The following is a 25,824-nucleotide window of genomic DNA, read 5'->3' as shown; positions in this document are numbered from 1 at the left end:
TGCTGGGTCAGTTCACCGAGCCGATGTTGACCGAGCCGCGGCCGACGACCGCGCCTTCGCTGGTCACCACGGACAGCTCACCGGAGAGGGTCCGGCCCGCGGGCGGGGCGGACTGGGCGGTCACCGTACCGGTCAGGGTGCCGGTGGCGCCGTGCGCCAGGGTGAGGCTGTTGCTGGACGCCGTCAGGGTGCCCAGCGCCGGGGAGGAGTACGAGTCCCGGTAGTCGTACGCGGTGCTGCCGCCCGCGCCGTCGACCGAGTACGCCTCGACGACGACCGTGTAGGTGCCGGCCGCCGGGTTGTTGAGGGTGACGAACTCCTCCGAGTCGCCGTCGGCGTTGTACGCCACCAGGGTGGCGCCCCGGTAGACGAACAGGTCGAGGTCGGCGCTGGCGTTGGAGACGTTGCCGATGCGGGCGGTGAAGCTGGTGGCCCCCGCCGGAACCTCGACGGTGAACTCCTGCACGGCGAGCTCCACGATGGTCGGGCGCTCGGTGTGGGTGCTGGACAGCGCACCACCCTGACCGGTGACCGTGACCGGGCCGAAGGTGTTCTTCAGCGACCAGGTCACCGGGGTCGGGGTACCGGTGGTGACCGAGGGCAGCTCGACCACGGCCGGCTCGACCGCTACGCCCTGCACCCGGGCCTGGATCTGGTACGGGTTGTTCAGCGACGGCGAGGTACGCCGGGACTCCACCTCGATCTCCCAGATGCCCGGCATCGGGTTGGCGTAGTCACGCTCGAACGGGTTGCAGACCACCGTGCTGACGTGGTTGGTGAAGCAGGCCAGGCTGGAGGTGCTCTCCACCGGGACGCCGTACGGGTTGAACGCGATGAAGCGGGTCTGCGACGCGGTGGCGATGCCGGAGAGGTTCACCTGCAACGCACCGGCACCCGGGGGCACCGTCACGAAGTACGACGTGGTGTGGTTGCGGTCCACCGAGCCCTGCGCCGAGTAGGCGAAGTTGGGCTTCACGACGTCGTTCGAGGCCACCACGACGGCGGAGAACTCGAAGTCGATCGTGTTGGTGGCCTTGTCGTCCACGGTGACGATGGTGCTGTGCGCACCGGCCGTCTTCGGCCTGGCGGTGACCGTGATGGTGACGGTCTGGTTCAGCGGCAGGGTGACGTTCTTCGGCGCCGAGAAGGTGCCGTTGTTGCCACGCAGGCCGATGGAGTGCTTGATGTTGCCGGCCGGGCCGCTGGTCCGGGTCAGCTTCACCTGGTACGACTTCGACTGGTTGATCTTTTGTCCACCGTTGGCCGAGTCGCAGCGGTTGTAGATGCCGGTGCCCTGGTTCGGGGTGGCCAGCTGGCTGGACAGCGGGGTGCAGACCGGGGCGTCAGCGGTGTACGAGCGGGTCTGGACGCCCTTGCGGAGCAGCTTCCAGGCACCCGGCACGTCGAACATGCCGTAGCCCTGAGCGTAGGTGGGGGTGTCGGCGATCGGCTTGGCCGAGGTGTAGATCGCCCGACGCAGCGCCTCCGGGGTGACCCCCAGGTGGTTGGCCTTGGCGGCCGAGAGCAGCAGGGCGGCGGCACCGGCGGCCTGCGGGGAGGCCATCGACGTACCGTTGAACATGGCGTAGCCCGGCGGCAGCGCGTAGCCGGCCTCGGCGACCGGGCTGCCGGCCTGCCAGACCGGGGTGGTGGAGATGGCCGAACCCGGCGCGGCGATGTTCGGCTTGGCGCCGCCGTCCTCACGCGGACCCCGCGAGGAGAAGTTGAACAGGGCGTTCTTCTTCTTGACCACGGAGCCGTAGTTGGCCAGCCAGGTGTCCTTGCTGACGCTGGCGGCCACACTGACCACGTTGCTGGAGGCCGAGGGGTCGCCGATGGTGTTCACACCCGGACCGGAGTTACCGGCCGAGATGAACATCTGCACCCCGTACGTGGTGATCAGGTTGTTGTAGAGGGTGGCGCGGGCGTTGTTGCCGTCGTTGAGCGCCGGCAGACCACCGATCGACATGTTGATGACGTCGACCCCACGGTTGATCACCAGGTCGGCCATGCCGGTGGTGAGGGCGGCGTAGGTGCAGCCACCACCCCAGGAGCAGGCGCGGGAGGAAACGATCTTGGCGCCGGGGGCGGCACCGTTGAACGCGCTGTTGCCCATCATGCTGTTGGCGGCGGTGATGCCGGCGACGTGGGTGCCGTGCGCGCTCTCGATGATGCCGATGTTGACGTAGTCGACCAGACCCGGGCCGCCGACCGGAGTGGTGTCGACGTTCTTGCGGTACTCGACCACGAACGACATCCGCTCCTTGACCGGAGTCGCCGGGTCGTCCGTGCCGAAGTAGCCGACGTCGAACTTCTCCTTGTACGGCCGCATCAGGGCCTCGTCGGTGAAGTCGCCGTCCTGGTCGGTGTCGACCCAGACGTTGTTGGTGGCCGGGTCGTACAGGACACCCCACTGGTCGGTGCGGTCGCCGTCGCGGTTGACGTCACCGGCCGGCTCACTGTTGTTCGTGATCGACTCACTGAACAGGTTGAACCGGTAGGTGCCCGCCGGTGCGGTCCAGGTGCGGCCGGCGAGGGTGAAGGACGGGCCGGTCACCTGGTTGAGCATCGGGCGCCAGCTGGCGTCCTCCAGGGGATCGGTGGCGGTGACCCAGTCGACGATCTTCCGCTCGCCGGTGGTGGTCTGCTGGAGCGCCGGGTGCTCCAGGTCCACACCGGAGTCCATGACGCCGATGGTGACGCCCCGGCCGTCCCACTTCTTGTTGGACTTGACGAACTTGACCGCACCGGTCTCGCCCGTCGGCATGTAGGGGTTGTCGGCGGGGGTGTTGGCGCCCGGGCCGCTGAGGGTGTCGCCCTGCTTGTCGCCCTTCTTGCCGCCCTGGACGACCTCCGGCTTGGGGTCGGGCAGCTGGATCTTCTCGTCCAGGTCGACGGCCGAGACGCCGGGCAGGGTGGCGGCCTTGACCGCCTTGCTGGTCGGCACCTTGGCCAGCACGTAGCCGATGGTGTCGAAACGCTGGGTGACCGCAGCACCCAGGTCCTTGAGGTCGTCGGCGACCTCCTTGGCCTTGCCCTTGTCGGTGGCCACGATCATCGTGATGTTGGGGGCCTTCTTGGCCTCTGCTTCGGCGAGCAGCTTGGCGTCGTGCTCGCCCAGGGCCTCGGCGGGGGTGACCTGGGCCGGGTCGGTTCCGGCAGGAGCGGCGCTCGCGGTGGCGGTACCGCCCACCACGGACACGGCACCCGCCGCCATGACCGAGGCGAAGAGCGCGGCGGAAGTACGCCGGCTCAGGTTTCGGGGTCTGCTCACGTTCTCTTTCCTCCAGAGAACTCAGGCGCCCTCAGATGCAGGGCACGCGTGAGCGAAATCCTTCGTGGTGCCGACCGTCAATGTCACTACCGACAGGTACGTTGTGACCATCTCGTGATACGTGGGACGCCCAATGTCACATCGAAGGTGATAAGACCTCGATTAGGTTGACCGAGTTCGACCCTCCCAGTTGGATTCCTCCAACAGCAGCTCAGGGGCCTGCGGCTGCCGGGGAGCCAACTCCACCTGAGCCGGTGTGGACAGCTCCTGGTCAGAAACTCCCAGCTCAGCCAGCTTGCGGGCGCTGACCAGCACCCGGGCCTCCAGCGACCCCACCGCCCGGTTGTAGGCGGTCACCGCGCCGCCGAGTGAGCTGCCGAGTTTGGCTACATGATCGCCTAGGGTGGAAAGTCGACCATAGAGTTCCCGGGCCAGGGAATGCACCGCTACCGCGTTGCGGGCCAACTGCTCCTGCCGCCAGGACCAGGCCACCGTACGCAGCATTGCTACCAGAGTGGCCGGGGTGGCCAGCACCACGTTGCGGGTGAAGGCGTGCTCCAGAAGGGTCGGATCGCGTTGCAGGGCGACATCGAGGAACGTGTCGGCTGGCACGAACAGCACCACGAACTCCGGGGTCGACTCGAAGGCCGTCCAATACGACTTCGCCGCCAGCGCGTCCACATGGGCCCGCAGATGCCGGGCGTGGGCATCGAGCTGGGTGTCACGACTGCGCTCGTCGCGAGCCTCCATCGCGGTCAGGTACGCGTCGAAGGGGGCCTTGGCGTCCACCACCACTGTCCGGCCGCCGTGCAGCCGGACCACCAGATCGGGGCGTACGGTCTGCTGGTCGGTGGCGGCCGTGACCTGCTCGGAGAAGTCGCAGTGCTCCAACATGCCGGCCGCCTCGACGATCCGACGCAGTTGGTGCTCGCCCCACCGGCCGCGTACCTGCGGGGCCCGCAGCGCCGCGACCAGCTGTTTGGTCTCGGTGCGCAGCTCGCCGGAGACGCTGCTCATCGCCCTGACCTGCTCACGCAGTTCGGCGTACGCGTCCACCCGGTCACGTTCCAGTTCGGCCACCCGCTGCTCGTAGCGGCGCAGGGTGTCGTGCAGGGGTGCCACCGCGCGGGCGACCGCCTCCTGGGACTGGGCCGTCGCCTCGTAGCTCAGCGCCCGCATCGACTGCTCCAGCCGCCCCTCGCCCTCCCGGGTGGCCCGCAGGGTGGCGTCCAACCGGGCGATCTCGGTGGCCGCCCGGGACCGGGCCGCGAACCAGCCCACCGCGCCGCCCGCGCCGAGACAGACGACGACCACCGCCAGGGTCGCTAGCTCCATCCTCACGAGCTTGCCAAAGGTGTGCCGACGGTGCCGCGCTGGGGCCGGAAATGCCGATGGGCCGGGCACAAGGCCCGGCCCATCGCCGGTCACCGCGTCAGAGCGACGCGGTGACCGGGTCGGCTCACCTCAGGTGGTGAGCCAGGCCGAGGGTGGCGCCGCCGCGCTCGTACGAGACGAGCAGCGAGGAGCCGGCCGGCAGAGCACCGTTGAGGGGCAGGACCAGGGTGCGGTCCCTGTTCAGCGAGACCTCGGTCTGCGCCACGACCCGCTCACCGTCCCAGATGAAGACCCGGGCGATGCCGGACTTCTTGACCTTCAACTGCACCGAGACCTTCGAGGAGGACTTGGTGACCTTCTTGATCTTGACGATCTTGTCGTCAAGAGCCGCGTAGCCACCCGGCGCCACCCCGTCCGAGGCGGACTGGAGGATGGTCTGCGGCGACTTGACGCTCTGCGCCGCGGTGTCGGGCATGATCGGCGCCTTCGGCGCCGCCGGCCGCGCCGGCAGGCCCGGCAGGGTGGCGACACCCCAGCGCCACGCGTCGGCCCGCACGCCGCTCCAGGTCGACCAGCCGATCCGGGTCTGCGTGGACAGGTCCTGCGTGTCCGAGTCGTTGACCAGGATGTTCATGCCCATGTTGTTCGGGTCGATGGTGTCCGGCAGCACGCTGAACGGAACCTTGACCTCGATCTGGTACCCGGTGCCGGTGAGAACCGAGGCGACCTCGAGACCCGGTGCGGTCTCCGGGCCACCCTGGTGGTTGTCCCGCTCCCGGGCGAAGCACGGCGGGTTGCCGTTGGCCGGGTCGTTGGTGGCCGGGAAGAGCGCCACGTTGAACACCGTGGAGGTGTTCGCCGAGTTGCCCCGCGGGTCGATACCGAACTCGACGGCGTCGGCACGACGCGGGCGCTTGCAGTCCTCCGGCAGCAGGAACCGGCCGAGCACGTCATCGGTGATGTTGAAGATGGCGTACAGGGCGTCGTCGGTGTGGGTGATCTGGGCGGTGCCGGAGATGTCCGCCGCCGTGGTGGCGGTACCCTCCCAGCGCGTCGAGATGTCGATGACCTCGCCGGTGTACTCGTGGGAGTGGCCGTGGCCGTCGACGGCCGGCGCGGTGGTGGCCTTCGGGATCACCGTGGTCGGCACCAGGTTGAAGGCACCCGGCTCGGTGGCGCTGCCACCGTTGTAGGTGGTCTCGATCTGGAGCCGGTACGCACCGTTGTCCGGCGCCCGGTTGGCGGTCGGCAGCGTGGCGTCGGTGTTGGTCACCGTGAAGGTCACCGAGCTACGGGCACCGGGCTGGAGCCCGCTGTACGGCAGCTGCTGCGGGTTCGCCGAGAAACCGGCCGGCAGGTTCAGCCGGACGGTGCCGGACTGGACGGTGTCGCTGTGGTTGGCCAGGTCCACCCGGACGCTGCGGCTCTTGCCGCTCGGGATGTTGAGCAGCGACTCGATGAGGGCGTCGAGCTGCTTGACCTTCTTCTGCTCGGTCCACGCCCGGAAGTCCGCGATCTCCTCCAGCGGCTCGAGGGTGCCCCGAACCGGAGCGGTCGCCTGCACCCGTCCACTGCTGGTGCCGCTACCATCCTTGCTGCTGGTCATCGTCGCTTCGATCTTGAAGCGGGTACCCACCGGAAGCTGCGCGGGCGGGGTGACCGTGAAGCTCTTCACGACCTCCTTGCCCTTCTTGAGCGTGCCGACGTTGCCGTTGCCGCTGACCCGCCAGCCGGCCGGAACCTGCAGCGCGACCTTGGCGCCCTTGATGTCCTGGGTGGCGTAGAGGACGGTGTCGACCTTGATGGACTTGCCGGCGAGCACCTCCCACTTCTCCGGACGCACGTGGATCTCGGTGCCGAGCGGCAGGCCACCCGGCGCACGGAGGGTGGCGCCCTGGAGCGCACCGGTGCCGGCGCCCACGTTCGGGTCCGGGTACGGGGTGCGGGAGTCGATCAGGGTCAGCCGGTTGCAGCCGATGTTGTCCGGGTTGGTCGTCGGGAAGGAGCTGTTGCCCCAGCCCTGCGACACGTACTCCCGGCGGGCCCAGGTCGTGACCGTGTTCCACCGGTTGCCGTCGTGGCGCGCCGACTCGTAACCCTGCCAGGTGCCGAAGATGACGTTGCTGGCCTCAGTCGGCGTGAAGCTGGTCTCGCAGGACGGACCCAGGTTGCCGGAGCCGCTGCCGCCGGTCTGGAAGATCCGGGAGACCCGCCAGGGCTCCAGGCCCTCCTTGGTGATCTGCTCCGGGAACTTCTTCGGGTCGGCCGCCGCGTAGAAGGCGTCCACGGCCAGCATCGCGGCTTCCTGGTGGTTACCGTGGTTGCCCTGGGTGGCCGAGGGGTTCATCGTCAGGATGACCTCGGGCCTGGTGGTCCGCAGCACCCGCACGATGCGGGACAGCGTCTCGTCGTAACCCCAGACCTCGGCGGTCAGCGGAGCGCTGGCGGTGTACCAGAAGTCGAGGGCGTCGAGGTTGTAGATGTGCTCGATGCCGGCGTAGGCGACCGCCTTGCGCTCCTCGGCCTCCCGGAGGATACCGAGATCCGGGCCCTCCTCGAAGCCGGTGGCGTTACCGCCACCCTCGCCACGGGTGGTGGTGATGACGCCGGCCTTCATGCCGTGATACTCGTTCCAGTATCCCAGCATGCCGAGTTGACCGGCCTCGTCGTCGGGGTGCGCGCCGATGAACATGATGTCCAGGTCGACGGGCTTGTCGGACTTGGACGGGCCCTTCGGCTGGCTCTTCGAAGGTGAGGGGTGCTTGGGCGACGAGCCCTTGGGGTGAGCCTGAACCGGAGCGGCCAGGCCCAGCGTGAGCAGACTGCACATGGCGATCGTCGCCGTGGTGCGCCATCTCATGGGCATACCTCTTCGCGTAAGGGAGCGCGTGCTGCGTCTGGGACGGATGCAGGGCCGGCCGAGGCCCCCTGACACGTGACTCATGCCGGGCCCTGATGGCGGACAGCTGTCCACTGGAGACCGGTGCGGTCTCCGTAGGTGATGGTGCTGTTGTCGGGGGTGGGGGTTGTGCGCACACACCGTCACGGCGTGAGCGGTGCGACGGTGGCGGGGGTAGCTCCACCGGAAGGCCTTCGGGCCGTAACGCTAGGAATCTTGCGCTCCGATAGTCAAGGGTCCGTCAGTACTTTCTTCCTTTTCCGAAGAAACGATGTGCCTGTTCAGGGGGCACCGACCATCGGTGTGGCTAGAGCAATAGTTACCTTCGCCCCAGTTTGGGTGATCAACTTCTCCCCGGGGGTCCGATGTGCGCCTTCGGGGGTGGCCGGACCGGTGGAGATAGCTTGTCGATCTATCGTTTTGCCTGGTCGGAGCTGAGATCATCTCGTTACTTGACGGTCCACTTTTTTCTCAGTAGGAATTAATCGTGTCCGACAGAGCAGCAGCGACCAGCCCGGTCAGCCGTGAGCGGTCCCGAGAGATCAAGCGCCTCTCGGTGATCCTGGCCGCCCGGCAGGCGCGGCTGTTGTCCCGAGTGGACCTGGCGGAGATGACCGGCCTGCCGGCGGCCACGGTGACCGCGCTCGTGCGGGAGCTCATCGCCGAGGGCTACCTCATCGAGCGGGGACCCGGCACCCCCACCACCGGGCGACCTCGGGAGATGCTGGAGTTCAACCCGCGTGCCGAGCTCGTCGCCGCGGTCTCGCTGGAACCACCCCGGATCAGTTGCGAGATCGCCGACAGCGAAGGGGCGCTCATCGCGCACCGCACCGCACGGTTCGGTGGCGACGTGGTCGAGACCGTCTGCGACTTCGTCCTGGACCTGGTCGGCGACAACCTGCCCTCACTGCGCGGGGTGGCGATCGCGGTGCCGGGGGTCTCCACCAACGGTGCCGTACGCCTGGCCCCCTCCGTCGGGCTGGTCGAGGCGTGGCCGATCGGAGAGTCCGTCCAGCAGCGACTCAAAGTGCCCGTAGTCGTCGACAACGACGTCAACCTCATGGCCGCCGGTGAATGCGTGGCCGGTGCTGGAGCCGATGTCGCCAACCTGCTGCTGATCCATGTCGCCGACGGCATCGGCGCCGGGCTGGTGCTCGACGGCAAGGTTCGCCGGGGTGCCAGCGGAGCCGCCGGCGAGGTGGGTTTCCTGCCGGTGGACGCCGCGCCGGTGCGCAGCTACAGCGGCGTCGGTGAGTTCGAGGCCCGCTGGTCGGTCAACGCCATCGCCGAGCGGTTGGTCGCGCTGAACCCGGGGCGACGACCGGAGTCGCCGGTACGGGAACTGATCGAACTCGCCGCCACCTCGAAGCCCGCCCGCGAGTACCTGGACGAGGTGCTCGACGCCTGGGCGCGGCTCATCCTCTCCTGCGTCTGCGTGATCGACCCCGGGCTGGTGCTGCTCAGCGGCGCCGCCGCGGAGCTCGACGACGCCGCGCTGGAGCAGATCCAGAGTCTTCTCGCCGCCAAGACCCCCGCACCCACCGAGGTGCGTCGAGCCACCCTCGGTGACCAGGCCGTACTGCACGGAGCGATCAGCTACGCGCTGTCGGCCGCGGTCCCCCTGCCCTCTCTGCCCTGACCAGAACACCACCCTTCGAGAAACCACCACCCCGACCCTGCTAGAGCCACCACCGCCGTACCCACCACCCCGACCCCCGTTACACCACCACCCCTGAGCACCGACACTCGTCCGCCCTTGCCGCCCCCGCCCCGGGGTGACAGCCGGCAGCGGCGGTGCGTCACGACGTGTCCCGCTCCGGTCCCGTCCGCATCCCTCATCCGCCCGAACCACCCCGTTTTCGGCGGAGTCCGATTTACAGCTGTCTATCGGAAACTTCCCATAGATTCCCCCGTCAAGTGGAGGTACCAATGAGACGTCCTCTGGCCATGGCCATCGCGATCGGCGCGATGCTGGCTGTCACCGCCGGTTGCGGTAGCAGCGACAACAACGAGGGCGAGGCCGGCGCGTCCGGTGCCCCGTCGGCCGAGAAGCTCGTCATCTACAGCGCCCGCGACAAGTCGGTCACCGACTTCGTCGTCGAGCAGTTCACGACCAAGAACCCTGAGTACAAGGGCAAGGTCGAGGTGCTCAACATGGGCGCCCAGGAGGTGCTGGAGCGGGTCCGGGCCGAGAAGGCCAACCCGCAGGCCTCCGTCTGGTGGGGTGGCACCCAGCAGGGTCTGTCCGCCGGTGCCGCGGAGGATCTGCTGGCGCCGTGGCAGCCCACCTTCGCCGCCAAGATGGACGAGCGGTACAAGGACGCGCAGGGCCGCTGGTTCGGCGAGATCCTGCTGCCCGAGGTCATCATGTACAACAACAAGGCGCTGACCCCGCAGACCGCGCCGCAGGACTGGGACGACCTGATCGACCCGAAGTGGAAAGACAAGATCATCATCCGGGACGTGGCCGCCTCCGGCACCATGCGCTCGATCTACGCCTCGATGATCCAGCGGCTCTCGCCGGACGGCTCCAACCCGCAGCCGGGCTACGACTGGCTGCTCAAGCTCGACACCAACACCGTCGAGTACGCCGCCAACCCGGCCGACCTCTACCTGAAGATGTCGCGTGAGCAGGGCGTGGTGAGCGCCTGGAACCTCCAGGACATCCTGCTCCAGGCCAACGAGGGCATGCCGTTCGGCTACATCATGCCGACCGCCGGCGCTCCGGTGCTGGTCGACGGCGTGGCCGCGATCAAGGGCGGCAACACCGCCGGTGCGCAGAAGTTCCTGGAGTTCCTCTTCGACGACTCGCTGCGGGCCACCCTCGCCAAGGACTACTTCCAGATCCCCGCGGTGGAGATCGCCGAGAAGCCGGAGTGGCTGGCTCAGCTCGACCTCCGGCCGATGAACGTCGACTGGGACGTGATCGGTCAGAAGGAGACCGAGTGGATCACGCACTGGAACGCGGAGATCAAGGACAAGGGCTGAGTTGATCGGGGTCCGGGTCGTGCCCCCCCGGCACGACCCGGCTCCGTCCTGGAAGGACCCAGAAATGATCGATGTCCGGCTGACTGCCGTCAGCAAGCGCTTCGACAAGTCGAGCGATAGCGCGGCGGTCGACGATGTCACCGTCACCATCGGCGCCGGCGAGTTCTTCACTCTGCTCGGACCCAGTGGCTGCGGCAAGACGACGACCCTGCGCATGGTGGCGGGCTTCTATTTTCCGACCTCCGGGCAGATCCACTTCGGTGACGACGACGTCACGCACTTGTCGCCGAACAAGCGGGACGCCGGCATGGTGTTCCAGAACTACGCGCTCTTTCCGCACATGACGGTGGCGCAGAATGTCGCGTACGGGCTCAGGGTGCGCCGGGTCTCCCGGACCGAGCGGGACCGCAGGGTCTCCGAGGCCCTGGCCCAGGTGCACCTCTCCGGGTACGGTGCCCGGCGCATCGACGCCCTCTCCGGCGGCCAGCAGCAGCGGGTCGCCCTGGCCCGGGCCCTGGTCATCCGGCCCCGCACCCTGCTGCTCGACGAGCCGCTGTCCAACCTGGACGCCAAGCTGCGCGAGGAGACCCGCACCGAGATCCGGCGCATCCAGCGGGAGAGCGGCAACACCGCCATCTACGTCACCCACGACCAGGCCGAGGCGATGGCCATGTCGGACCGGATCGCCGTCATGCAGTCCGGCAAGGTCCAGCAGGTCGGCTCCCCGCAGGAGATCTACTACCGGCCCGCCAACGCCTTCGTGGCCCGCTTCATCGGGCGCAGCAACGTGCTGAGCCTGCCGGTGGTCGGTGCCGCTGAGAACCGGGTCGAGGTACGCCTGCCCAACGGCACGACCATCGAGGTCGGCGCCGCCACGGGACACGGTCTCACCGAGGGTGACACCGCCCTGGTGTCGGTCCGTCCCGAGCACATCACCCTCGCGAGTGGGGAGGACGAGTCCGCCCTGCGGGGTCGGGTCACCCATGTCGAGTTCACCGGAATGGCCACCAACCTGACCGTGGACGCCGAGGGTACCGAGGTGATGGCGGCCGTCGTCGACGCGCCGTCGAGCATCAACGTCGGTGACCTGGTGGGCCTGCGGCTGGTCCGGGAACGGCTCTGGGTGGTCAAGCCGTGACCGCTCTGCCCGAAACCGCCCCGCCCCGGCTGGCCTGGCTGCGCCAGCGTCTGGCCGGCGGCACCAACTCGCAGTGGTTCCCGTACCTGCTCGTGCTGCCGCTGGTCCTGGTGCTCTACGGCTATGTCGTGCACCCGATGTTCGCCACCTTCTCGGAGAGCGTCAGCGAGAACGGCACCCGCAACTACCTCCAGTTCTTCACCTCCTCCGGGGTGGCCCGGGAGTCGCTGTTCACCTCCCTGTTCATCTCGGCGGCCAGCGTGCTGCTCTGCGGCATCGTCGGCGTGACGATGGCCTTCCTGCTCAAGCGGTTCAGCTTCCGGGGTCGCCGCCTCATCGAGGCGATCATCCTGGTGCCGGCCGCCCTGCCGCCGCTGATCGGCGCGGTCTCCTTCCAGCTGCTCTACAGCAACATCGGCATCCTGCCCCGAGGGCTGCAGGCCCTCTTCGGCACCGAACGGCCGATCCTGGCCTTCGACGGGATCGCCGGGGTGCTGGTGGTGCACACCTTCACCATGTACCCCTTCTTCTACCTGGCCGCCGCCGCCGCGCTGGCCGGGATGGACCCCTCCGTCGAGGAGGCGGCCTACAACCTCGGTGCCGGGCGGGTACGGGTCTGGCGTACCGTCCTGCTGCCGATGCTCACCCCCGCGATGGTCTCGGCCTCCCTGCTGGTCTTCATGACCTCGCTGGCCTCGTACACCGCGCCTCTGCTGTTCAACGTCAGTCAGACCATGACGATGCAGATCTACATCAACCGCACCAACGGCGACCTGCCGATGGCCTCGGCGTACGCCTCCGTGCTGGGCATCGTCTCGATCATCTTCCTGCTGGCGATGCGGTGGTACGAGGGTCGGCGCAGCTACCAGTCGCAGTCGAAGGGCATCTCGGCGAACCGCCGGGAGCTGAACAACCCGATCGGCCGGTGGCTGGCCCCGATCGCCTCGGTGCTGGCCACGATGGTGCTGCTCGCCCCGGTGGCCACGATCGCCCTGGTGGCCTTCTCGGAGAACCGGACCTGGACCACCCAGGTGTTGCCGGAGACGTACACCCTGGACAACTTCGTCACCATCTTCTCCGACCCCAAGGCGTTCGAGCCGATCCTCAACTCGCTGCAGATGAGCCTGCTCGCCGCCGTCGGTTGTGTGGTGATCGGTGTGCTCGTCGCGTACGCCGTGCGGCGCCTGAAGTTCTTCGGCCGTGGGCTGCTCGACGTGGCGGTCATGATCGCCTGGGCCCTGCCCGGAACGGTCGTGGCGATCAACCTGATCTCGGCCTTCAGCACCGGCAACGCCTTCAGCTTCGGGCAGGTGCTGATCGGCACCTTCTGGATCCTGCCGCTGGCCTACTTCGTGCGGTTCCTGCCGATCGTGTTCCGGTCCAGCTCCGCCGCCCTGGCGCTGATCGACCCCTCGCTGGAGGAGGCCGCCCGTAACCTCGGCGCCTCCTGGCTGCGGGCCTTCTACACCATCACCGTACGGCTGATGCTGCCCGGCGTGCTCGCCGGTGCCCTGCTGGCCTTCGTGCACGGTGTCGGCGAGTTCGTCGCCTCGGTGCTGATCTACACCTCCTCGACCGTGCCGATCTCGGTGGCGATCAACAACCGGATGTACTCGTTCGAACTCGGCACCGCCGCGGCCTACGGCATGCTCCAGGTGGCGCTGATCTTCGTGGTGATGTGGTTCTCCGGCCGGCTGGAGAGCAGCCGCACCGCCACCCGGAGGGCCGAGCAGTGGACGAACTGATCGAACGGTGGAAGGCCGAGGGCGGACTGCTGCCGATCACCCGGGTACCCGGCCACGCGTTGGCCGCGGTGGCCGAGGCGGCTGACCTGGCGGTGCTGCCGGTGGGGGCCGTCGAGTGGCACGGTCCGCACCTGCCCCTCGGCACCGACCTGCTGCTCGCCGAGGGGTTCGCCGGGGAACTGGCCACCGGCACCGCCCGGGCGGTGCTCTTTCCGGCCGCACCGTACGCCGCCTGTCCCGGCCAGACCCGTCCCTGGCCGGGCACGGTGGCCCTGCGGCCGGAGATCGCCGTGGGCTATCTCAGCGACGTGCTGGCCGGCATCGTGGAGTCGGGTTTCCCCCGGCTGCTCGTGGTCAACGGTCACGACGCCAACCTCTCCACCGTCCGCGCCGCGATGGAGTGGGTCTCCGGCCGACACCTGGCCAGCCTGCTGCTGGTCAACTGGTTCCAGTTGGTCGGCCCGGAGGAGACCGGCGAGATCTTCGGGGACCTGCCGGCCCGGGGACACGGCGGAGCGTACGAGAGTTCGGCCGTGCTCGCCTTCGATCCGGAGGCGGTGCACCTGGCCGCCACCGGGGACCTACCGCCGAAGCCGAAGCTGCCCACCCCCTACCCGTACGTCCTCATCGAGTCGCGGCCCGACCCCTGGCAGGGCTGGTCGGGGCATGTCTCGCTGGCCACCGAGGCGGCCGGGCAACGCATCCGGCACCTGGCCGGGGCGCGGCTGCGTGAGGTGATCGAGGCGTGGCTGGCGGCACCGTTACCCAGCCCGCCCGGGACGGACCAGCCCGACTGGTCCGACCGACCGGCCTGGTCCGACCGACCCGACGGGACCGGACGGTCGGACCAGGCCCTCGGATGACCAACATGCCGGCTGCGCAGGACGACGGACCACTTGGGAGGCCACGATGACCCCGTCACTGACCACGTATCAACAGCACCACCTTCGCGTCGTGTTCGAGCATCACGTCGCCAACCTGTACCCGGCCATGGTCAAGGCCAGCCAGGCGCACGTCGTCATGCTCGCCGAGCAGGGGCTGATCCCCGCCGACTCCGCCGCGATGATGCTGCGTGGCCTGCTGGTGCTCGCCAAGGACCGGCCCGGCGACCTCGACTACGACGGCAGCGTGGAGGACGTCTACTACACGCTGGAGAAGCGCCTTGCCGCCGCCTGCGGGGTGGAACCCGCCCAGCTCAGCGTGCAACTGGCCCGTAGCCGCAACGACCTCGACGCCGGGGTGTTCCGGATGGTGCTGCGCGACCAGCTGCTCCAGGTGCTCGACGCGGTGCTGACCACCGGCCGGACCGTGCTGGACCGGGCCGACCGGCACGCCGATGTGGTGATCACCGGCTACACCCACCGTCGCCCGGCCCAGCCGACCAGCATCGGGCACGTCTTCGCCGGCTACGCCGAGGCGCTGGCCGGTGAGGGGGTCGCCTACGCCGACCTGCTGGACGAGATGAACCGCTCGCCCCTGGGTTCCTGTGCCTTCGCCGGCACCGACCTGGACATCTCGCCCCGCCGGCTGGCGGACCTGCTCGGCTTCGAGCAGCTCATCGTCAACTCCTACGAGGCGGTGGCCGGGGCGGACCACCTGGTCCGGGTGGCCACCCTCAACGCGCAGTCACTGGCCACCGGGGCCCGGCTGGCCCGTACCCTGATGGACTGGCTGACCTGGGGCTGGGTGGTCACCCCCGGCTCATTCACCCAGGGCAGCAGCATCATGCCGCAGAAGCGCAACCCGGTCGTACTGGAACACCTGGTCTCGATGGCCGGTGCCGCCGCGGCCGACGCCGCCAGCGTGCTCAACAACGTCGGTGCGGCCTGGTGGGAGGACTCCAACAACGCCACCACGGACGTGCAGGCCCGGCTCTGGGACAGCGACGACCGGGCGTACCGCTTCTTCTCCCTGCTCGGCGGGCTGATCGCGGAGCTCGATCCGCTGCGTCCGCCGACCAGCGAGGAGATCGTCGCCGCGGGTGCCACCACGACGGCCGCCGCCGACGCGCTGGCCCGCCACGGCGTACCGTTCCGGGGCGCCCACTCCCTGCTGGGTCGACTGGTACGCGCCGGTGCGCCAGCCACCTGGACCGTCGAGGAGGTCCGGGCGGCGGCGGTCGATCTGGGGCTGGCCGACCAGCTCGGCGAGGCCGCGATCGAGGATCTGCTGGCCGCCGCCGTACGCCCGGAATTCGTGCTGCGACGGGCCCAGGCGGACGGCCCCGGGGAAACCGCGGTACGTCAACAGGTGGCGCAGCTGCGCTCCATCATGGACGATGTGGCGGCCCGGGTGGACACCCTGCGGGACCGGCTGCACCGGGCCGATGCCGCGCTCGCCGAGGCGGTCGCCGCGAGGGTGAGCCCGTGACCGGGCAGCACCGGCAGCACGGTGCGACAGCGGCGGTGCTGCCGCCGCGAGCGCAGAAGTACCTGGACCGACGGCCCGAAGGGCGATCTGACAACACCATGGAACAACCGGCAAACCCGCGACTGCTCGGTATCGATTTCGGCGGCACGAAGATGGCGATCGGCGTGGGCGACGTCAACGGTCGGCTGCTCGTCTCCGAGCGACTGCCGACCAACGCCGAGCAGGGTGCGCGGCAGGCCCTCACCCGGGCCCTCGACCGGGCCCGGGAACTCGCCGACGGGACCGGTGGCACCCTGGTGGCAGCCGGCATCGCCTCCCCCGGGGTGGTCCACGACCACTCCATCGAACTGGCCCCGAACGTCCCCGGGTGGGAGCAGCTGCGGCTGGCCGACGAGGTCCGGGCCCATCTGGGGGTGGCCTCCGTACGGGTGGCCAACGACCTCAACGCCGCCGCCTACGCCGAGCTGCGCCTGGGCGCCCTGCGGGGGGTCGATCCGGGTCTGGTGATAGGGCTGGGGACCGGGGTGGCCGCAGCGGTGACGGTCGGCGGCCAGGTGGTCGCCGGGCACCACGGCGCGGCCGGTGAGATCGCCTACGGCCTGACGGATCACAGCTGGCCCCCGAACCTGGAGCCGATGCTGGAGAGCACCTTCTCCGGTCGGGCCCTGGACGAGTTGGCGCAGCGCCTGGGACTGACCGGCCAGGCCGCCGCCCTCTGCGCCGCCGCGGTGCAACCCGGCCGCTTCCGGGACGAGCTGCGCCAGCGGGTCGACGAACTGGCCCGGCACCTGGTCACCTGCTGTCTGCTGCTGGACCCGCACCGGATCGTGCTGGTCGGCAGCGTCGCCGGCAACGAGGTGGTCCGGGAGCTGCTCATCGCGCGCCTCAGCCACGCCCTGCCGTACCAGCCGGAGATCGTCCTGTCGGCCTTCGCCCAGGACGCCGCCCTACTCGGCTCCCTGGCCATGGCCGTAGAAGCCCTCCCCGCCACCGTCTAACCCCACCCCCCACCCCCCCCACCCCCCCACCCCCACCCCCACAGAGCCCCGTTGATCATGAGGTTGACGGCACGTTGGAGATCAACGAGTGCCGCCAACCTCATGATCAACGCTGAAGGGGCGGGGGTGGGGGTGGGTGGGTGGGTGGGGGTCAGCCGGTGTTGCGCATGCCGGCGGCTATGCCGTTTACGGTGGTCAGGAGGGCGCGTTCCAGGGCGGTGCCGTCGTTGGGGGCTCGGCGGCCACCGGGGGCGGTGATCACCGCGCGGCCGGCGGCACCGGAGTCGCGGTACTGCCGGAGCAGGGCCACCTGGAGGTGGTGCAGGGGCTCCAGGTAGGTGTCCCGCACCGCCAGGGTGCGTTGCAGCACGGGGGAGTTCTCCAGCAGGTCCGGTGAGTCGGTGACGGCCAGCACCTCGCGCCGGGTCAGCTCGTACTCCTGCTCGATCTTGTCGAAGATCGGGTGCAGCTTCTTCGGGACCAGGGTCTCCACGTACCGCCGGGCGATGCCCAGGTCGGTCTTGGTCAGCATCATCTCCACGTTCGACAGGAAGGTGCGGAAGAAGTGCCAGTTGCGGTGCATCTCGGCGAGCACCTCGGAGAGCCCGGCCTCCCGGGCGGCGGCCAGGCCGGAGCCCACCCCGAACCAGCCGGGCACGATCTGCCGGGTCTGGGTCCAGCCGAACACCCACGGGATGGCCCGTAGCCCGGCGAGCCCGGCCCCGGTGTTCGGCCGCTTGGCCGGCCGGGAGCCGATGTTCAACGCACCGAGCAACTCTGTGGGGGTGGAGGCCCAGAAGTACGCCGGCAGATCCGGATCCTCCACCAGGGACCGGTAGGACCGGTAGGCGGACTCGGAGACCACATCCATCGTGGCGTCCCAGCGCTCCAGCATCTCGGCCGGCTGCCGGGGCGCGGTGTGCAGCAGGGTGGCCTGGAGCACGGCGGCCACGGTCAGTTCCAGGTTCTCCCGGGCCAGGGCCGGCAGGGTGTACTTGTCGGAGATGACCTCGCCCTGCTCGGTCACCTTGATCGCGCCGTCCAGGGTGCCGTACGGCTGGGCCAGGATCGCGTCGTGGGTGGGCCCCCCGCCGCGTCCCACCGTGCCGCCCCGGCCGTGGAACAGCCGCAGGTGCACCCCGTGCCGGGCGGCCACGTCCCGCAGGGCCCGCTGGGCCCGGTGGATGGACCACTGGCTGGTGGTGATGCCGGCCTCCTTGTTGGAGTCGGAGTAGCCCAGCATCACCTCCTGCACATCTCCCCGGGCCGCCACCAGGGCCCGGTACGCCGGCAGGGACAACAACTCGTCCAGCAGTTCACCACCGGCGTTCAGCTCGGTGGGGGTCTCCAGCAGCGGCACGATGCCGATCCGGGCCCGGCCGCTGTGCACGTCGATCAGCCCGGCCTCCCGGGCCAGCACCACCGCGGCCAGTACGTCGTCCACCCCCAGGGTCATCGAGATGATGTACGACTCGATGACCTCGCTGCCGAACCGGTCCTGGGCCTCCCGGATGGTGCCGAACACGTCGAAGGTCTTGCGGGCCGACTCGGACAGGGGGGTGTCCGCGGCGGACAGGGGTCGACGGCCGGTCAGCTCGTCGGCGAGCAGCTTGGTGCGCTCCAACCGGGTCAACGAGGGGTAGTCGTCCACCTCGCCGACGGCGGCGTACAACTGGGCCAGCACCTCGTGGTGCTTCTCGGCGTGCTCCCGTACGTCCATGGTCGCCAGGTGCAGGCCGAAGGCGGAGACCGTACGGATGGTCGAGGCCAGCCGTCCGACGGCGGTTAGCTGGCCGGAGTTGCGGGCCAGGGAGGCGCGCAGCAGCTCCAGGTCGGCGATCAGCTCGGCCGAGCCCCGGTAGTCCCGCCCCGGTACGTGGGGGGTGCCCAGGCGCAGCCGGGCCCGGGTGTTGGCCAGCTTGGCGCGTACGCAGCGGGCCTTGAGGCGGTACGGCTCCTCGGCGTTGACCCGGCGGAACCGGGGGGCCACCTCGGGCAGGGCGTCCAGGTCGGCGGCGAGGCTGGCGGACAGGTCCAGCGACACCCCGCGCAGTCGGCGGGACACCGACACTTCGCTGATCAGTTCTTCCATCGCCGCTTCGGTGGCGGTCAGCCCGTGCTCGTGCTGGATGGCCAGCACCTCCCGGGTGACCGTCGGGGTGACGAAGGGGTTGCCGTCGCGGTCGCCGCCGATCCAGGTGCCGAAGGTCAGCGGGCGGGCCGTCGGTGAGGTCTCCACCCCCAGGGTGCGCAGGGTCTCGGCGAGGTCGTCGAGCACCTGCGGGGCGGCCTCGGCGTACAGGTCCCGCAGGTAGTAGATGGCGTTGCGGGCCTCGTCGGTCGGGTCGGGCCGGTCCAGCCGCAGCTCGTCGGTCTGCCACATCAGGTCGAGCAGTTCGGCCAGACGGCGGTTGGCCGGGCCCTCGTCGCTGGCGCCGTAGAGGATCGCGTTGGCGGTCTCGGTGTCCAACTCGTCGGCGATGGCGCGCAGCTTCGACAGGATCGAACGGCGGGCCGCCTCGGTCGGGTGGGCGGTGAAGACCGGGCGGATCGCCAACCGGCGGGCCACTGCGGCGATCTCCTCCGCCGGTACCCCCCGCTCGGAGATCATTTTGGCTGCCTGGTCCAGCCAACCACCGTGCATCGCCCGGCGTCGCCGCAGGTCACGGGCCCGATGCACCTGCTCGGTGATGTTGGCCAGGTGGAAGTAGGTGGAGAAGGCACGGGCCAGCTTGGTGCCCGTGGTGACGTCGAGCCCACCGAGGCGGCGGGCGGCGGCCGGGGCGTCCGTACGGACCTGGGCGCGGATCTCCTCCACCAGGTCGAGCAGGGGCCGACCCTCCTGGCGGGCCAGGGTCTGTCCGAGCAGGGTGCCCAGCCTGCGGATGTCGGCGCGAAGGGCGGCGTCGGGGCCGTCGTGATCGTGCTGGTCGGTCACCATGCGCTCCTCACGTTGGTGCGAAGGACAGCGCTGTCCGACTTCCCCCGATCGTATCCGCGAACGACCGGATGAAAGGAGGGGACCCTTGTTATCGCTTTCTGTATAGGAAGGGCCCCTCCTTAACGTCACGGACTGTCGATCGGCGGATACCAGTGCTGGTCGGGACGGTGATATCGCCCCGAGCAGCGCCGGGGTGCGGGCCGCCGAAACCGGGCTGCGGTGATCAATACCACGCCGTACCGTCGGGGAGTGTTGATCTACCCACCCAAGCCCCGGCCCGGCGACCGCGTCGCGGTGGTCTCGCCCTCGGCCGGTCTGCCGGCCCTCTTCCCCCACGTACACGAGTTGGGGCTGCGTCGGCTGCGCGAGGACTTCGGCCTGGAGCCGGTCGAGTACCCGACCACCCGGGTCATGGGCGCCGACCCGCGTGCCCGGGCCCGCGACCTGACCGCCGCCTTCGCCGACCCGAGCATCACCGCCGTCCTGGCCACCGTCGGCGGCGACGACCTGATCACCGTCACCCCGCACCTGGACGACGAGGTGCTGCGGGCCAACCCCAAGCCCTACTTCGGATACTCGGACAACACCAACCTGCTGAACCACCTGCACCGGCTGGGGGTGGTTAGCTACCACGGCGGGTCGGTGCTGGTGCACCTCGGGCGGCCCGGCGCCCTGCACCCGCTCACGGCCGACTCGCTGCGGGCGGCCCTGTTCCGCTCCGACTGGTACGACCTGTCCCCGGCCCCGCAGTGGGGCGACGAGCCGAGCGACTGGAGCGATCCCGACTGCCTGGCAAAGGAGCCGGTGATGTTCCCCGGCACCGGTTGGCACTGGCAGGGCCCGGCGAAGGTGGTCGAGGGGCCCACCTGGGGCGGCAACCTGGAGATACTGCACTGGCTGCTCGCCGCCGACCGGGTCGCCCCGACGGAGTCGCTGCACGGCTCGGTCTTCCTGATGGAGACCTCCGAGGAGTTGCCGTCGGCCGTCGAGGTCTACCGGATGCTGCGCAACCTGGGCGAGCGAGGCCTGCTGGCCGGCTTCCCCGCCGCCCTGGTCGGTCGCGCCAAGGCGTGGGAGTTCGGCCGCCGGCTCACCCCACCCGAGAAGACGACGTACGCCCAGCAGCAGCGCGCCGCGGTCAGCCGGGCCTTCGCCGAGTACGCCCCGGAGGCGGTGCTGGTCTTCGACGTGGACTTCGGCCACACCGACCCCCAGTTGATCATCCCCTACGGTGGCCAGGTACGCGTCGACCCCCTGGCCCGCCGCATCTCCGTCCGCTACTAACCCACCCCACCCCCCACCCCCGTTGATCATGAGGTTGGCGGCGATCTCGATCTATAAAACTGCCGCCAACCTCATGATCAACGCGGCGGGAGGGGGAGGGGGAGGGGGTGGGGGTGGGGGTGAGGTGGGTGCCGTTAGGTGAGGCGGCAGCGGTTGGCGCTGAAATGGGCGACGGCGGCGAGGATCTCCGCCTCGGACTTGTCGGCGAAGTTGAGGGTGGCCACCAGGCCGGAACCGTGCAGGGCGCTCATTGCCGCACTGTCCAGCGCCGTGTAGAAGCCTGCCTTCGGCAGTATCCGGGGATCGTAGGGCTTGACCACGAGCATCTTCTCGAAGGTCCAGCGGCGGCGGGAGATCTGCGCGATGGCCTCCCAGGGCAACCAGACAGCCTGGCCACGGGTGGGTCGGGTGCGGATCCACAGCCCGGCCGGGCCCAGCGCCAGCACCGGGGCACGCCCGAGCAACCACAACTGGATCCCGATCGGGACGGCGCTCAGCGCGAGCAGGCAGCCCACCAGGCCCAGGATGCTCAAAGCGGCGTTCTCGCGCAGGTCGGGGTCGGCGGAATCCAGGATGCCGAGGCTGGCGCAGGTGGCGAGCGGGGCGACGAGCAGCGGCGTGATGCCGCCGAAGAGCAGCCCTCGCTTGACGAGGTTGGGGCGTACGACGAAGGGCTGGTCCTGCGGAATGCGGGCGACCATGGGCGCTTGTGGTGGGGGAGGACCCGAGGGCTGGCCGTGGTACGGCGCATGGTGTGGGGGCACGGCGGGGGGTTGGCCGCCGTACGGCGGGGGTGGGGGTGGGTAGCCGGGTGGCGGATCGGTCACGGTTCTCCGGTCTCCGGTGGATACGGGCGTCGGGAGGGAAGGTGTCGTCCGCGGGGGACCTGCACTGCGACCGGGGTGTGGGTCGCGGTCGGCGAAAACGCCCGTAACGTCGAACTGCGTACCACATCCCCGTCCAGCGGGGGCAGCCGATCACAGAGCGGTGGCAGCGTCAAGGCCGGTCGGCGGGTGCGGGGTGAACCTGAGCACGGCAACAGCCGTGGACGGCGGTGGATCGTCGGCCCGGAGCGATAGTGTCGACCGGTATGACCCCCCGTCCGGCCGGACGCGGGGTGCTCGTCGTGTCCCCGCCTCGGAAGTGATCATGACTGCGCTCACCGGACTGTTCGCCGCAGCCCTCGCCGACCCCGGTCTGGCCCGGGTTCGTGACCTGGCGCGCTCCGGTGCGGCCCAGGTCGACGGTCTCGACCTGACCGCCCCGCCGGCCCTGCGCCCGTTCGCGGTGGCCGCCGTCGCGGCCGACCCCACCACCGCAGCCGACAAACCGGGCGGCGGCGCGGGGCGGCCGGTGCTGGCGGTGACGGCGACCAGTCGGGAGGCCGAGGACCTGGTCGCCGCGCTGGGCAGCCTGCTGCCGGCCGAGCAGGTGGCGATCTTCCCTAGCTGGGAGACCCTGCCGCACGAGCGGCTCTCCCCCCGCTCGGACACGGTGGGTCGGCGGCTGGCGGTGCTGCGCCGGCTGGCCCATCCGGACTCCACGGACGCGCACGGGCGTACCGGGCCGTTGCGGGTGGTCGTGGCCCCGGTGCGGTCCCTGCTGCAACCGCAGCTCAAGGGGCTCGGTGACCTGGAGCCGGTGCGGCTGTCCGCCGGGGACGAGGCCGACCTGGAGCAGGTCGCCCGCCGGTTGACCGACATGGCGTACGCCCGGGTCGACCTGGTCACCAAGCGGGGTGAGTTCGCCGTACGCGGCGGCATTCTGGACGTCTTCCCGCCCACGGACGAGCACCCCTGTCGGGTCGAGTTCTGGGGCGACGAGGTGGAGGAGATCCGCACCTTCGCGGTCGCCGACCAGCGCACCATCGAGCAGGTTCCCCAGCTCTGGGCACCGCCCTGTCGGGAACTGCTGCTCACCCCGGCGGTACGGGAGCGGGCCGCCGCCCTGGCCGGGCAGCATCCGGAACTGGCCGAGATCCTGGACAAGCTGGCCGGCGGGGTACCGGTGGAGGGGATGGAGTCCCTGGCCCCGGCGCTGATCGGCGCGAACTCCATGGAGCTGCTGCTGGACTGCATGCCCGCCGGCACCCACGTACTGCTCTGCGACCCGGAGCGGATCCGCACCCGCGCCCACGACCTGGTGCGTACCTCGGATGAGTTCCTGGCGGCCAGTTGGGCCGCCGCCGCCGTCGGGGGCCAGGCCCCGATCGACCTGGGCGCCGCCGCCTTCCGGACCCTGGCCGAGGTACGCGCACACGCCGCCACCCTGCGCCAGCCCTGGTGGACCCTGTCCCCCTTCGGGCTGGCCGAGCCGGGTGCGGCGCAACGGCAGCCCTGGGAGGACGAACCGGCCACCGTAGAGGTCACCCCGGACGACGCGATCGCGGTGACCCTGGCCGCCCAGCCGGCGCCCCTCTACCACGGGGAGACCGCCCGGGTGGTCGACGACCTCAAGCGGTGGGCCGGCGAGGGCTGGTCGATCGCGCTGGTCTTCGAGGGGCACGGTCCCGCCCAGCGGGCGGTGCAGGTGCTGCGCGACGGTGGCCTGGGGGCCAGGATGACCGAGCAGGTGCCGGCGGCCCCCACCGCCGGTGAACTGCTGGTCACCTGCGGCAGCCTGACCGGTGGTTTCGTCGACGAGGCGGCCCGGTTCGTGCTGCTGACCGGCAACGACGTCACCGGTGGACGGGGTGCCTCCACCCGGGACATGCGCAAGATGCCGAGCCGTCGGCGCAACACCATCGACCCGTTGGAGCTGCGCGCCGGTGACCATGTGGTGCACGAGCAGCACGGCATCGGCCGGTACGTGGAGTTGGTGCAGCGTACGGTCAACGGGGCCTCCCGGGAGTACCTCGTCATCGAGTACGCCCCGAGCAAGCGCGGCCAGCCGGGCGACCGTCTCTTCGTCCCCACCGACCAGCTCGACCAGCTCAGCCGGTACGTCGGCGGTGAGCAGCCCACCCTGCACAAGATGGGCGGCTCGGACTGGCAGAAGTCCAAGGCCCGGGCCCGCAAGGCGGTCAAGGAGATCGCCGCCCAGCTGATTCAGCTCTACGCCGCCCGCAAGGCCTCCAAGGGCCACAACTTCGGGCCGGACACCCCCTGGCAGCGGGAGTTGGAGGACGCCTTCCCCTGGCAGGAGACCCCCGACCAGCTGGCCGCGATCGAAGAGGTCAAGCGGGACATGGAGCAGAGCGTCCCGATGGACCGGCTGATCTGCGGCGACGTCGGCTACGGCAAGACCGAGATCGCGGTACGCGCGGCCTTCAAGGCGGTGCAGGACGGCAAGCAGGTCGCCGTGCTGGTGCCGACCACCCTGCTGGTGCAGCAGCACTACAACACCTTCGCGGAGCGGATGAGCCAGTTCCCGGTGACCATCCGGCAGCTGTCCCGGTTCCAGACCCCGAAGGAGGCCGAGCAGACCCTGGAGATGGTGGCCAACGGCACGGCCGACATCGTCATCGGCACCCACCGGCTGCTGGCGGCCGCCACCCGGTTCAAGTCGCTGGGGCTGGTGATCGTCGACGAGGAACAGCGTTTCGGGGTGGAGCACAAGGAACACCTGAAGTCGATGCGGGCCGCGGTGGACGTGCTGAGCATGTCGGCCACCCCGATCCCGCGAACCCTGGAGATGGCGATCACCGGCATCCGGGAGATGTCCACCATCGCCACCCCGCCGGAGGAGCGGCACCCGGTGCTCACCGCCGTCGGGGCGTACGACGACCGGCAGGTGGCCGCCGCGATCCACCGTGAGCTGCTCCGCGACGGCCAGGTCTTCTACCTGCACAACCGGGTGGAGTCGATCGAGCGGACCGCCCGCAAGCTGCGGGAACTGGTGCCCGAGGCCCGGGTGGCGGTGGCGCATGGCCAGATGGGCGAGGAGGCCCTGGAGAAGGTCATGGTCGGCTTCTGGGAGAAGGAGTTCGACGTGCTGGTCTGCACCACGATCGTGGAGTCCGGCATCGACATCCCGAACGCCAACACACTCATCGTGGAGCGGGCCGACCTGCTGGGCCTGGCCCAGCTGCACCAGATCCGGGGCCGGGTTGGCCGGGGCCGGGAGCGGGCGTACGCGTACTTCCTCTACCCGCCGGACAAGCCGCTGACCGAACACGCCCACGAGCGGCTGGCCACCATCGCCCAGCACACCGAGTTGGGTGCCGGCATGTACGTGGCGATGAAGGACCTGGAGATCCGGGGGGCCGGCAACCTGCTCGGCGGCGAGCAGTCCGGCCACATCGAGGGCGTCGGGTTCGACCTGTACGTGCGGATGGTCGGTGAGGCGGTGTCCGCCTTCAAGGGCGAGCAGCCCGAGGAGGAGACCGACGTCAAGATCGACCTGCCGGTGGACGCCCACCTGCCGCACGACTACGTCGGTGTGGAGCGGCTGCGTCTGGAGATGTACCGCAAGCTCGCCGAGGCCCGGGACGAGGAGCGGCTGCGCGAGGTGGCCGCCGAGATGACCGACCGGTACGGCGAGCCGCCCGCCCCGGTGCAGAACCTGATCGCGGTGGCGCGGTTCCGGCTGCTGGCCCGCCGCTACGGCCTGACCGACGTCAGTGTGCAGGGCAAGCACCTGCGGTTCAGTCCGCTGCCGCTGCCGGATTCCAAGCAGTTGCGGCTCAAGCGCTACCACCCCGACTCGGTCTACAAGTCCGCGTTGGACCAGGTCAGCGTCCCGCGTCCGACCACCCGCCGGATCGGCGGGGAGCCCCTGCGCGACCAAGCCCTGCTGGACTGGTGCGCCCAGTTGCTCTCCGACGTCCTCGGGGCCCCCACCCCCACCCCCGCCCAACCGGCCACCGCCGCCGCCCGCTGATGCACCTGGCGAGGCTGCGGCGGAACCCTCC

The 25,824-nt window shown here is 69.9% G+C and carries 14 protein-coding genes; 9 read left to right on the top strand and 5 right to left on the bottom strand.

Going from position 1 to position 25,824, the window contains the following annotated elements:
- Positions 1 to 7 precede the first annotated feature (7 nt).
- The 3 genes from OIE53_RS18110 to OIE53_RS18100 all read right to left on the bottom strand — a co-directional run bounded on the left by OIE53_RS18110 (position 8) and on the right by OIE53_RS18100 (position 7,469).
- A complete protein-coding gene (locus tag OIE53_RS18110; RefSeq protein WP_327022722.1) occupies positions 8 to 3,274 on the bottom strand; it encodes a S8 family serine peptidase in 3,267 nt (1,088 codons plus the stop codon).
- Between the two features lie 162 nt (positions 3,275 to 3,436).
- Positions 3,437 to 4,609: a DNA recombination protein RmuC gene (locus tag OIE53_RS18105; RefSeq protein ID WP_327022721.1), complete on the bottom strand. Its 1,173-nt coding sequence runs from the start codon at positions 4,607 to 4,609 to the stop codon at positions 3,437 to 3,439.
- A 124-nt stretch (positions 4,610 to 4,733) separates the two neighbouring features.
- Positions 4,734 to 7,469, bottom strand: coding sequence for a sugar-binding protein (locus OIE53_RS18100; protein ID WP_327022720.1), 2,736 nt, complete (start codon positions 7,467 to 7,469; stop codon positions 4,734 to 4,736).
- Between the two features lie 526 nt (positions 7,470 to 7,995).
- On the opposite strand from OIE53_RS18100, the gene OIE53_RS18095 reads away from it, so the two are divergent.
- From OIE53_RS18095 to OIE53_RS18065, 7 genes are all read left to right on the top strand, one after another.
- Entirely contained in the window at positions 7,996 to 9,147 is a 1,152-nt protein-coding gene (locus OIE53_RS18095; RefSeq protein ID WP_327022719.1) for an ROK family transcriptional regulator, read from the top strand.
- Between the two features lie 290 nt (positions 9,148 to 9,437).
- Positions 9,438 to 10,496, top strand: a complete 1,059-nt coding sequence (locus tag OIE53_RS18090; protein WP_327022718.1) for an extracellular solute-binding protein — start codon at positions 9,438 to 9,440, stop codon at positions 10,494 to 10,496.
- A 64-nt stretch (positions 10,497 to 10,560) separates the two neighbouring features.
- The gene (locus OIE53_RS18085) at positions 10,561 to 11,634 is read left to right on the top strand and encodes an ABC transporter ATP-binding protein (protein ID WP_327022717.1); all 1,074 of its coding nucleotides are present in this window, start codon (positions 10,561 to 10,563) and stop codon (positions 11,632 to 11,634) included.
- Positions 11,631 to 13,379 (top strand): ABC transporter permease, encoded by a 1,749-nt coding sequence (locus tag OIE53_RS18080; RefSeq protein ID WP_327022716.1) that lies wholly within the window; start codon positions 11,631 to 11,633, stop codon positions 13,377 to 13,379. Before OIE53_RS18085 ends, OIE53_RS18080 begins: the two co-directional genes overlap by 4 nt.
- On the top strand, positions 13,367 to 14,242 hold the full coding sequence (locus tag OIE53_RS18075) for a creatininase family protein (protein WP_327022715.1): 876 nt from the start codon (positions 13,367 to 13,369) through the stop codon (positions 14,240 to 14,242). The genes OIE53_RS18080 and OIE53_RS18075 overlap by 13 nt, the downstream gene beginning before the upstream one ends.
- 91 nt (positions 14,243 to 14,333) lie before the next feature.
- Complete coding sequence (locus OIE53_RS18070; RefSeq protein ID WP_327022714.1) at positions 14,334 to 15,749, top strand: argininosuccinate lyase; 1,416 nt, start codon at positions 14,334 to 14,336, stop codon at positions 15,747 to 15,749.
- Positions 15,746 to 16,747 (top strand): ROK family protein, encoded by a 1,002-nt coding sequence (locus tag OIE53_RS18065; RefSeq protein WP_327022713.1) that lies wholly within the window; start codon positions 15,746 to 15,748, stop codon positions 16,745 to 16,747. The genes OIE53_RS18070 and OIE53_RS18065 overlap by 4 nt, the downstream gene beginning before the upstream one ends.
- Positions 16,748 to 16,898: 151 nt before the next feature.
- On the opposite strand, the gene ppc is transcribed toward OIE53_RS18065, so the two are convergent.
- On the bottom strand, positions 16,899 to 19,685 hold the full coding sequence (gene ppc / locus OIE53_RS18060; protein ID WP_327022712.1) for a phosphoenolpyruvate carboxylase: 2,787 nt from the start codon (positions 19,683 to 19,685) through the stop codon (positions 16,899 to 16,901).
- A 252-nt stretch (positions 19,686 to 19,937) separates the two neighbouring features.
- Between ppc and OIE53_RS18055 the strand changes: the two genes are divergently transcribed.
- On the top strand, positions 19,938 to 20,972 hold the full coding sequence (locus OIE53_RS18055; RefSeq protein ID WP_327022711.1) for a S66 family peptidase: 1,035 nt from the start codon (positions 19,938 to 19,940) through the stop codon (positions 20,970 to 20,972).
- Between the two features lie 134 nt (positions 20,973 to 21,106).
- On the opposite strand, the gene OIE53_RS18050 is transcribed toward OIE53_RS18055, so the two are convergent.
- Positions 21,107 to 21,799 carry a hypothetical protein gene (locus tag OIE53_RS18050; protein ID WP_327022710.1) on the bottom strand — a complete coding sequence of 231 codons (693 nt, stop codon included), beginning with the start codon at positions 21,797 to 21,799 and terminating at the stop codon, positions 21,107 to 21,109.
- A gap of 322 nt (positions 21,800 to 22,121) precedes the next feature.
- Between OIE53_RS18050 and mfd the strand changes: the two genes are divergently transcribed.
- Positions 22,122 to 25,793: a transcription-repair coupling factor gene (gene mfd / locus OIE53_RS18045; protein ID WP_327022709.1), complete on the top strand. Its 3,672-nt coding sequence runs from the start codon at positions 22,122 to 22,124 to the stop codon at positions 25,791 to 25,793.
- Positions 25,794 to 25,824 lie beyond the last annotated feature (31 nt).

It is taken from the genome of Micromonospora sp. NBC_01739 (assembly GCF_035920385.1).
In the GTDB taxonomy this organism is placed as follows: domain Bacteria; phylum Actinomycetota; class Actinomycetes; order Mycobacteriales; family Micromonosporaceae; genus Micromonospora.
This window is presented reverse-complemented; position numbering and strand designations above follow the sequence as displayed.

Excerpts from the sequence above, each read along its gene's own strand:
- OIE53_RS18105 (WP_327022721.1), bottom strand. The coding sequence starts at position 4,609 with ATGGAGCTAGCGACCCTGGCGGTGGTCGTCGTCTGTCTCGGCGCGGGC.
- OIE53_RS18100 (WP_327022720.1), bottom strand. The coding sequence starts at position 7,469 with ATGAGATGGCGCACCACGGCGACGATCGCCATGTGCAGTCTGCTCACG.
- OIE53_RS18090 (WP_327022718.1), top strand. The coding sequence starts at position 9,438 with ATGAGACGTCCTCTGGCCATGGCCATCGCGATCGGCGCGATGCTGGCT.
- OIE53_RS18085 (WP_327022717.1), top strand. The coding sequence starts at position 10,561 with ATGATCGATGTCCGGCTGACTGCCGTCAGCAAGCGCTTCGACAAGTCG.
- mfd (WP_327022709.1), top strand. The coding sequence starts at position 22,122 with ATGACTGCGCTCACCGGACTGTTCGCCGCAGCCCTCGCCGACCCCGGT.